General features: G+C 57.6%; 7 protein-coding genes and 1 pseudogene. 2 read left to right on the forward strand and 6 right to left on the reverse strand.

The features are described 5' to 3' along the window. Positions 1-582: 582 nt before the first annotated feature. The 5 genes and pseudogenes from TX76_RS12330 to TX76_RS12350 form a co-directional block, all read right to left on the reverse strand. Positions 583-1,959, reverse strand: coding sequence for an IS4 family transposase (locus TX76_RS12330; protein ID WP_049902798.1), 1,377 nt, complete (start codon positions 1,957-1,959; stop codon positions 583-585). Continuing rightward, positions 1,865-3,493 (reverse strand): phage tail sheath family protein, encoded by a 1,629-nt coding sequence (locus tag TX76_RS12335; protein WP_049902799.1) that lies wholly within the window; start codon positions 3,491-3,493, stop codon positions 1,865-1,867. Before TX76_RS12335 ends, TX76_RS12330 begins: the two co-directional genes overlap by 95 nt. Positions 3,494-3,787: 294 nt before the next feature. Further along, positions 3,788-5,144: pseudogene (locus TX76_RS12340) on the reverse strand (DUF790 family protein). A 29-nt stretch (positions 5,145-5,173) separates the two neighbouring features. Next, positions 5,174-6,634 carry a DEAD/DEAH box helicase family protein gene (locus tag TX76_RS12345; RefSeq protein WP_049902800.1) on the reverse strand — a complete coding sequence of 487 codons (1,461 nt, stop codon included), beginning with the start codon at positions 6,632-6,634 and terminating at the stop codon, positions 5,174-5,176. 54 nt (positions 6,635-6,688) lie between these two features. Next, positions 6,689-6,856: a hypothetical protein gene (locus tag TX76_RS12350; RefSeq protein WP_049902801.1), complete on the reverse strand. Its 168-nt coding sequence runs from the start codon at positions 6,854-6,856 to the stop codon at positions 6,689-6,691. 217 nt (positions 6,857-7,073) lie between these two features. Here TX76_RS12350 and TX76_RS12355 point away from each other — a divergent pair, with 217 nt between their 5' ends. After that, positions 7,074-7,358 (forward strand): hypothetical protein, encoded by a 285-nt coding sequence (locus tag TX76_RS12355; RefSeq protein ID WP_049902802.1) that lies wholly within the window; start codon positions 7,074-7,076, stop codon positions 7,356-7,358. An 87-nt stretch (positions 7,359-7,445) separates the two neighbouring features. Here TX76_RS12355 and TX76_RS12360 read toward each other — a convergent pair whose 3' ends face one another. Then, positions 7,446-7,979: a GNAT family N-acetyltransferase gene (locus TX76_RS12360; protein WP_049902805.1), complete on the reverse strand. Its 534-nt coding sequence runs from the start codon at positions 7,977-7,979 to the stop codon at positions 7,446-7,448. Between the two features lie 351 nt (positions 7,980-8,330). Between TX76_RS12360 and TX76_RS17165 the strand changes: the two genes are divergently transcribed. Beyond that, the gene (locus tag TX76_RS17165) at positions 8,331-8,750 is read left to right on the forward strand and encodes an HIT family protein (protein ID WP_079890826.1); all 420 of its coding nucleotides are present in this window, start codon (positions 8,331-8,333) and stop codon (positions 8,748-8,750) included. The last annotated feature ends 583 nt before the right edge of the window (positions 8,751-9,333 follow it).

A 9,333-nucleotide genomic window follows, 5' to 3' on the forward strand; every position in this document is an offset into this window, starting at 1 on the left:
CTGAACAGTTCGAGATCCGCTCTTGCTCAACGTAGCGAAATGACGCCAGCCTGGGCAAAAGGGTTCCCTATCGCGCCGTCAATCCTGTCACTCATCACCATCTTCGCCACTTAGACGTGGCCTGTTCGATGTGTACTTGCGCCAAGCTTGCATATGCTGAAGCCGGCGACGGGGATACCGCTGATTTCGAGCAGGAATCAAATGTCGCGGGACGGTCCATGTCTGTCTGGCATCCGTGAATCCACTGACTTCAGGCTCTCCCTCAACCATCGTCTGTGAGATACGGAAGACGACGAATTCGGCCGGCTTTGCCGGGGAAACCCCGATCTCGCTGATTAGCCGGTCATTATCGATGTCGTTCTGTGTCATGGTACACTGGTTATCGCTTTAGGTCAGATTGAGCGTTCTGTGCGGAATCTAGCCTGCTGATCGCTGTAGAATTTCTCAAAGATGGCGAACGAAGGGACGAATCGAGAGCGACATTGCTGCCGTCAACTGATCTCAAGCCGTTTCCCTTCAGAAACACGCCGAATCGAGAGCGTAGCCACTCAACACGAAGCTTCCCGGCTCGGCTGACGGTCGTCAGCCGGGCCGGATCGTCGCCAGTTCACCCGCGTTTCGCAGGTTCGGATCGACGCTTCCGTGAGCCACACGCTCCGTGAGCGCGTGGCGATCCACGTTCGGGTCGATCGCTCCATCAACGATCGCGGACCCGGCCCCGTCCCACCCATACCCGAGCTGTTCAGCCAATATCCGCAGCAGATCACTGCTAAACAGCTGGATTCGCTTCGAAAACCTCACCGGTTCGATGCGATCTTCCTCCTCTACTGATCGCTGTGAGGCGGGTCCGAGCCGTGCTCGTACCCGCCGGAGCAGATACCGACTCACCAGCACCATCAACAGCGCTGCCATCATGAAACACTCCACCGCTGCCTCCCGCCGTACCGTCATCTCGTCCAACTCGAACACCGTCTTCAGCTCGTCGATGACCGTTTCGATGCTCCAGCGGTTGCTGTACAGCGCCGCGAGTTCTCGCGGCGCGAACGCATCTGTCGGGAGATTCGTCGCATAGAGGTGATAGTCGTGATCAGCCTCAACCTCCTCCGTTCGGTGATCGTCCTCATCGTCTTCGTGGCGGACGCCGACAACTCGTACATCGTAGGGAAGGTGCGGATCGGGACGATCCGCACCGACCGTCCCCGTTGAATCGATGATCTGCCGATAGAGGTCGGGCAGCACCTCTTGGAGGTGCGTGCCCTCCAGATCGATCGTATCACCACACCAGGTTCGGAGCTCATTGATGATCACAGGGTTTGCGTCGACGTTGAGTCGGCTCACGAACCAGCCGCCATTGCGGTCAATCCGTGCTAATCTCGCGTAGTCGAGGTAGCCGAGATCGAACAGGATCAAGGAATCCTCGACCCAGTCACTGATCTGGAGCTGTGTGGTTTCTTGGGTGCGAGCGTCGGTGATCGATGAGAAGATCGGAGCCCGCGAGGCGAGCGACTCGATCACGTGGAGCTTCGCTCCAGCGTGATCGTCGCCTAATCCGGGGAACTCATCGAAGGACTCCGCCGAGAGCGTACAGATAGTGCCATCCGAGATGAAGACATCTTGGAAGCGTTCGAAGCGGCCTTCGAGCGCTGATTCTGTCCGTCCAAGCTCGACGCTGATGTAGCCGCAGATGTCTGCAAGTAGCTCGGTGAGTTCAGCTGTAACCCACTGCTGAACGGACGAGTACGCAACGGAGTCGCTGGTGAACGCCTTGTAGAGGTCTTGAACGGCAGCGAGAGATCCGTTGGATTGGGTAGTACCGACCGTGAACGACCAGAAGAACGGAAAGGCGTCGATGAATCGGTCGCGTTCAACGAGGTCGGTAGCGCGAGCGTGCTCGCGCACCGACTGTGGTGGGAGGAGATACCGGAGTTCTTGGCCGAGAATATTGAGCCATTGATCCATGGTTTCCGGCTGACTCGGGAAACAGTAGCCTCTGCTGATCCGGACGAGGTCTTAAGCGATAACGAGTGGTCATGGTACTCCGATCACACTTCACGTAGAACGCTTCCTCAGGAGTCGTCCCCATCAGCGCCCCGTCCTGCCAGACGCTCGTTAAGAAATTTTGGATTGATTGTCTGACCCGCCTCCACAGCTGCTCGTCGTTTGGGTAGGATACTACCCACTGAGTGCCCTTATCAATGGATTCTTCGATGAACAAGAAGAGCCGGCGGACATTCACATACTTCCACGATGGGTCATCAGACGTTGTCCGCGCGCCCCAAATACGCGTTCCGCGATCCGAGAACGTCCGGATACAGTTGACACCTCTAGGGTTGAGTACATCTTGATCCCCCTTCGAGATGTTCAATTGTAGTCCACGAATCCCGCGAACCGATTCGTTGGCGGGTGCCTTGTGAACACCATGTTCCTGATCACTCCGAGCGTAGATGCCGGCGACGTGCCCGCCAGGTGGGACCTCTTGATCCTGTCCAGTTTCTGGATGCTCAACCGTCAACCACGGGTAGTAGAAGGCCGCGAAGTTTGAACGAACGGACGGTTGTAGGGTTTCCAACCCCTCTGGCTGTTTCTCCGACTGAAGGATTGCAAACCGATCCTTCTGTTTTGTACAGTGAGTGACGATCGTCTCAGCGAGCCGATTGCTGTACTCGTTTTCGTCTGGGACGCAGACTATCGATATCTCGTCGATTCCTTCGAACGCGGCGAAACCGGTCCGTTCGTCTGGTTCAGCCGTCAAGTCTCCTTCGTAATCACTGGCGGTGACGGTCTCGTTCGGGAACGTGCTATCGAGCCACATCGTTCCGTTGGCCGGCCGAAGACCGTTCTGAATGTTTTCCTTGACGACCTCAACCAGCGCCGAGTTCTTGTCGAGGACTGTCCCGTAGTAGTCGGTCGACGCTTCGTCTGTTGTGAGGTTGTCGTACACCTCCTCGGCATCCGGATTCGGTGCCTCATCGATGTCCACGTCCGGATTCGCCAGTACGGATTTCGCAGCCTTCCGGTCGGTCAGGTCGCTCCAGTACCGAACGGTCAGTTGGAACAGATCGTTCTCGTTCGGCGTGTAGAGAGACGCGTCCGCAACCGTTACGGCAACACCGGTACCCCAGTCCCCGGAGCCAATCGCTGACAGTTCGATGATGGACTCGCTCACGTCGATCTCGAGCATATCGGTGGTCGACCTAAGCGGCGGGAGGTCTCCCTTCGCAGTCGCTGTGTTCTCCGGTGTGATTCGGCCGACATAACAGTGGCTTCCTCCGTTCTGGAAGAAACCATCGACTGCCTGGGCAAGGTATCTATTCTCGACGGTGCCCCCGAAGTAGCGCTGGTAGTCGGTGTAATCCGTGAGTAGTTGCGGATCTTCCGGGCCACGTTCTGTTTCTCCGAGAAATCCTGCTGTGCTCGTTTCGACTCCTTCGATTGGTTTCGCCCCTTGCTCCACCTCCTCAACGTAGACACCCGGTGACGTGTATTCTGGCATTTGCGCTCCTTCTGACTGGTGACGTATCACCACGTCACTTTACACTAAGGCACTACTATGTAATCAACCTCACTACAAAACAAGAAGAGGTAATAGATAGGTTGAACGGTCAGTCAGCGGCATTATCAATAACAGCATCATAGCGGGTTCGTTGAGAGAGTGTTGTAAATCCCTCACTCATGTTTGGTGGTTGACGACGCGCTCCAGCGTCGAGAGCATCTCCTTGGTAAACTAGCACGCATCGTCGATCACACCCGAGCGCGTGTCGTCATCTCGCCAGAAGCATTTGAACAATCAGCGACCAGCAGGAGGTACCTGAATTGCATACTCCTCGGCAAGGTCAACAACATCGTAGACGTGGATACCGGTCTTGAACCAGAGCACTCGATCAGCCGCGAGGTCGATGTCTTCGCTCGTGCAGTCTAATTTCTCGGACACCGCTAAGAGTAGATTATTCACGTCCGCTTGCCGAATCTTGGCGAGCTTCTCATCGAGGGATTCAGGCGTCCAGAAGCCCACGATCTCCAGAATCCCTCGGCGGCCATCAGGATGTTCGAGTGCGAAATCTGGCAGTAGCACCTCCGCACCTAGATCGATCACGTCGTCCTCGCGGACTAGTTCCCATTTCGTATTCGCCCGCTCCCATTTGGTCGCGAGCGTGCGTTCGAGGTCGCTGTCGAACTGGCTGCCACCGCTGTAGTGTGTTTGGAGCCCCGCCGTCTGATCCAGCGTGAACTGCCGTATTTCGTTAGCCGACTCGTCAGTGAGAATTTCCACCGTGAACTCCCATCGCTCGCAGTGGGGCAGCGCGGGCAGGAAATTCGCCATCCGAATCCCATACTTGCGCGACTGGCGGAACAACGAGGCCGGACCGTCCAAGGTCGCTTCATACCCGTCTGCGAGATCCGTGCTCGAGACGCGCTCGCCGCGCTCATCGATCGGGGAGATCCGGTGCATCAGCCCGAACAGCTTCACATAACTGAATACCGTCGCAAACTCGTCCCAGACCCGGATTCGTAGTTCGGTCGCGTCGTAGAGCACTGCCTGTGCGAGCGCGAGGTTGTACCGAGCCAACAGCCACTCGACCGTGAGTGGCTTGCCTTTGTACGCCTCCTCGCTTTGGCCGGTCAGCTGAGTCGTGCTGGACTTTCCATCAGTGTCCAGTTCGACCGACTCAGCGATCTGATCGCCGAAGCGCACGAGACGGTTGTTCGCGTCGAGATCCGCGTACATCCCCCGATGACACTCCGCGAGCGAGATGCCGAGGTCGTCGGCGATTGCTGTGTAGACGTCGAGCTTGCGGGTATCCTCACCGAGCGTCGGCTGCCGGACGACCGGATACGAGTCGTTGGCCTGCCTGTTCGAACAGCCGTTGGCGAATTTCGCGCGGTTCGGCTGCCGCTACCGTCTCGATGTCGCACTCGTCGCGCAGCAGTTTCGCCAACCCCTGGATGATCTTGTAGTCGGTATCTGCTACCGTCAGCTGGTCGATCGCCGCGTCGAGATCCGCCTTCGACTTACTCACATGTGTCTCGAACAGTTCGATCAACTCGCTCGCCGTCTCTCGGTACCGAGCGTCGTCGGGATCGATGAACAGCGGGGTTACCTCGCCGTCAGATGTCCGTGAGCGTGCGAGGTCGGCTGTCAGCATGGCTCCGGTCTCACTGTATTGCTCACGGGTCACGCTCCTGCCTCGATGCCCTCACGGCGACGCTGGGAGACGTAGTTTTCCATCGTGTCCGTCGCGATGATCTCGTAAAGCCGCGCGGGTTGGCGCTCGTCGGTCGGACGGAGGATCCGCCCGAGGCGCTGGGCATACTGGCGTTTCGAAGCGCTCCCCGACAAGATGATCCCGACGTTGGCGGCGGGCACGTCGATCCCCTCGTCCAGCACCTGCGAGGTTGCCAAAATCGAGTACTCGCCCGTGCGGAATCGTTCGAGGATCTCCGTGCGCTCGTCGGTCTTGGTCTGATGGGTGATGCAGGGAACAATGAATTCCTGGGATATCTCGTAGGCGAAGTCGTTGTTCGCGGTGAAGATGATCGTCCGATCGTCGTGATGGCGCTTGAGCAGTGTGTCGAGCGTATCGAGTTTCTTCGCCGCGGTACGTGCGAGTTCCTCGGCGCGCTGCTTGGCGATCAGCGCGCGCCGGCCATCCGAATCGTAGGAAGTGTGCGCAAGGAACTCCTGGTAGCCTTCGGCTTTCCAGAGGTCGAAATCGTGGGTGTCTACGTACTCGCGGTAGATGCCGTACTCCTCGTCGTATTGGGAGCGCTCGTCGTCGGTCAACTCGACCTGCATGTGGATGGTCTCGTACTCGCTGAGATACTCGCCGGCGAGCTCGTCGACCGCTTCTTCGTAGACGACAGGGCCCACGAGATCCGTGTCTTCGAGGAGTTCGTGTGCATCGTCGGCGCGCTCGTAGGTAGCCGTCAGTCCCAGACGATACGGCGCGATGGTCATCTCGGGGATCTGTCTATAGGTCGGGGCTGGCAGGTGGTGAATTTCGTCCGCAATCAGGAAGCCGAACTGGTCGCCGTACTCGTCGATATAGCGATACGCGCTGTCGTAGGTCGTCACCGTCACGGGTCTGATCTCGTGGGTGCCGCCACCGAGCACACCAACCGCCTGTTCGGGCCCGTCCCCTCCCTTGTGAGGTAGTTGATCGCCGAAGGCGTTGGTGAGCGTCGCGTGCCACTGATTCATCAGATCGATCGTCGGCGCGACCACGAGCGTAGCGACACCAGCATCCGCGATCGCCTGAATACCCAGAAACGTCTTCCCGCTCCCGGTCGGCAGCACGACGCTGCCGCGACGATCATGGGTTCGCCACGCATCGAGCGCCGCCTGCTGATACTCGCGCGGTTCGATCTGGAGCGCGGGATCGAGCGCGAGTTCGGGGTACGCCCGAGCCGTGTCCTCGACCGTACCAGTAGACAACTGGATGGTCTCTTGGTGGGCTGACTCCTGTCCTGCGGAGGGAGAGTCATCATCATTCCATGCGTCAGCCCATTCGAGCAGGGGACGGTACCGATACGCGGGCGCACGATAGTCGTCAACACGGTCGTCCCACTCCGCATACGGAACGTCTTCGCTGGCCTCTCGGAGCAGGAGCGTGCCTCCGTCAAACTCGACCCGCATCTGTGGATTACCCCATTCCCCGGCGAACAGTGTCACGCCGGGGGAGTGTCCGCATTAGAGGTCGCGGGCCTGGGCAGTCTTGCGATCGTTCTCGTCGGCCCGTCGCGCAGCGTCGTCGAGCAGGTTCGAGACCTCGTCATCGAGCGCGCCGTAGAAGTCCGACGAGACGTTCTGGTCTGCGAGTTGCTCCTTTACGGCGGCTTTGACGATGGTGTTCGCCATGCCACTTCTCCCGGTGGTCGGCACTTATAGTCTGTCGAAGCACACCAAAAGTGGAACGTGAAGCTCTGTGAAAACCCTCAGAAATTGATGAGAATGGCGTGCGAGATGGAGAGAATGAGTCCAGCAATGGTCAGCGATCACATCCGATCCACATCTTCTGAAACGCTCGGTGCTACCGAGTGGGAAGCTTGAGGGTGGCGACAGGAGAAGGAGACTCATGAGTGTGACCGTCCACGAGATGCGGAACGCGATTCGAGCGGCGACGGGTCGCTTCGAACGGGAGTTCGAGGCGTCGTTCACGAAGGAGGAACTACAGGCGATCTGTGATACACTCGAGGTCGACGTCGACGAGTCGGGGCAACCGTCAACGACGCGGATGCGCCGACTCATCCGGGCGCAGGTCGGCGTCGCGGAGTCGCTGGAGGCGGCAGACGACTCCACGTTCAGAAAGGCCGACCTCCAGACGATCTCTGACGCGGTCGGGGTGTCCTCCGAGTCGTAGCCGGGAGTCACCGGATCGGTTTACCTGTCGTGGTTCCTGAACCGACGTATTGAGTGAGAGCGATTGGAGAGATAGAAAGAACTCCGGCTACTCTTCAAATTCATCGGCCAGCAGGCTCCAAAGTGTGATGTCCTTATACTCGCCTTGCTTGTAGTAGGCATCGCGTTTCGTTCCTTCTTGCTGAAATCCGAGCTTTTCGAGGACACGCTTGCTCGCTGGATTGTCCGCCTGAACGCTCGCTTCGACGCGGTGCGCATTGAGCTCATCAAAAGCATAGGCAACAAGCAGTTGTGCCGCCTCGCTTGCGTAGCCGTTGCCCCAGTAATCAGGCAGGACGTAGTATCCAACGTAGGCGGCGTGAGCACGCACGTCATGAAGGTTCGTCACGGCCCAGCCAACAACCATCTCCTCGGCACGGATCGCACAGAGCGCGCTCGGGTTCTCGGTGCTGTGTCCCTCGTTGATCCTTTCGCGTGTCTGTGACCGTGTATCGCATTCACCGTACGCGCCAGTTGCACGCATCTCAGGCTCGTTTCGTGATTGACGGTAGACTTCAACGTGGGTCTCGTCGTCGGGGTCGAGCGGAACCAGTTCGATGAGATCGGTGGCGAGGAATGCCATGTCCTTACAGTTGAGCGAGACAACATATTTCTCCCGACTGTGCAGATCTATCTGCCTTGGCCTTGGCGTTGGCGAGATAAGCAAGAGCGTGAAGCTCGTAAAAACATCTCTCGCGCGGCTGGACGAGGTCTGCGCGTCGAAAAAAGCACCATCCTGGTTTCGCACATTAGATCTCGCCATTGAGTGCGGGCAATGTGCAAGATACGCGCTCTCTATTCAGCAGCGTTTAGATGAACTGCCGAGTTTCTGGCAGGAGCGGCCTGCTGGATAGGGAGCGTGTATTCAGTATGGATAGCAAGCGCGTCACCGTACCATCGGTGGAATTTTTATTGATGAGACAACTGGACTCTTATGCCCGACTGTGTATTTTGCTCGATAGCCGCCGATAGTTCGCCTGCTTATCGCCTCTATGAAGATGAAAACACGCTCGCCTTTCTTGATATTAAACCAGCGATTCGCGGTCATACACTGGTTATCCCGAAGACACACCACGTAACGCTAACCGACATGCCGGAAGACCTTGTCGCAGACGTGTTCCGAACTGTTCAACGAGTCGCTGCTGCTCTTGAATCCACCCACGAACTAGATGGTTTCAATACTGCTCAGTCGAATGGAAAAACAAGACAAGAGGTTTTCCACGCACACGTTCATATCATTCCCCGATATGAAGACGATAACGTGGCTCTGGGGTGGAGCCCAGAAGATATCGACGAACTGACCCAGCAGGAAATCGCTGCCTCGCTTCGCGGTGAGTTAGACTCACCATCGTGACCGATACGCGTCCTATCTCGCACGACCACTGGAACCCATCACCGTTTCAGACCGTTTCATCACCGACTGATGTCGTACCGCGCAATCTCGGTGGAGTCACACACTGGGCACGACTCCGCGCCAGGACCCACGTTCGAGCCGCACTGACGGCACTCCACGACGAGTTCGCGACCCGACTGGCCCAGCACGCGTTTCACTGTCTCGATCATGGTCATGGAAAGGTGGGGAACGAGCGTGTGACGCGCTCTGATCCGAGGGCTGTCGAGAGGAGCGCCCTCGCTCTCACGGAAGTACCCCACGATTATAGCTGAACTCGGGCAGGTGGATTTCTCATGCACGAGCAATACCGAAAACAATCTCGCAGAGGTATCTGTCATCATGCCATGATGATTCAACCTAGCCGACCTCAGACACATGATAGCGCTGAATATTGTACGCAGTCAAACACGAGCAATCAGGAGGCACTGTCTAGTCAAAGTACGAGCAGTTCCTGGGTCTGGTGTCTATGCAACTCCAAGAACTGCTCGAAGAGACGTTGAACACGGCATCTCTTGAGTGTTGGGCCGAGGAGAGCACCCCGACA

It is taken from the genome of Halococcus agarilyticus, from assembly GCF_000334895.1.
Classification (GTDB): domain Archaea; phylum Halobacteriota; class Halobacteria; order Halobacteriales; family Halococcaceae; genus Halococcus; species Halococcus agarilyticus.

Bases quoted from the DNA above. Each gene is read 5' to 3' on its own strand.
- TX76_RS12330 (WP_049902798.1), bottom strand. From the start codon at position 1,959: ATGGATCAATGGCTCAATATTCTCGGCCAAGAACTCCGGTATCTCCTC.
- TX76_RS12335 (WP_049902799.1), bottom strand. From the start codon at position 3,493: ATGCCAGAATACACGTCACCGGGTGTCTACGTTGAGGAGGTGGAGCAA.
- TX76_RS12345 (WP_049902800.1), bottom strand. From the start codon at position 6,634: ATGCGGGTCGAGTTTGACGGAGGCACGCTCCTGCTCCGAGAGGCCAGC.
- TX76_RS12350 (WP_049902801.1), bottom strand. From the start codon at position 6,856: ATGGCGAACACCATCGTCAAAGCCGCCGTAAAGGAGCAACTCGCAGAC.
- TX76_RS12355 (WP_049902802.1), top strand. From the start codon at position 7,074: ATGAGTGTGACCGTCCACGAGATGCGGAACGCGATTCGAGCGGCGACG.
- TX76_RS12360 (WP_049902805.1), bottom strand. From the start codon at position 7,979: ATGGCATTCCTCGCCACCGATCTCATCGAACTGGTTCCGCTCGACCCC.
- TX76_RS17165 (WP_079890826.1), top strand. From the start codon at position 8,331: ATGCCCGACTGTGTATTTTGCTCGATAGCCGCCGATAGTTCGCCTGCT.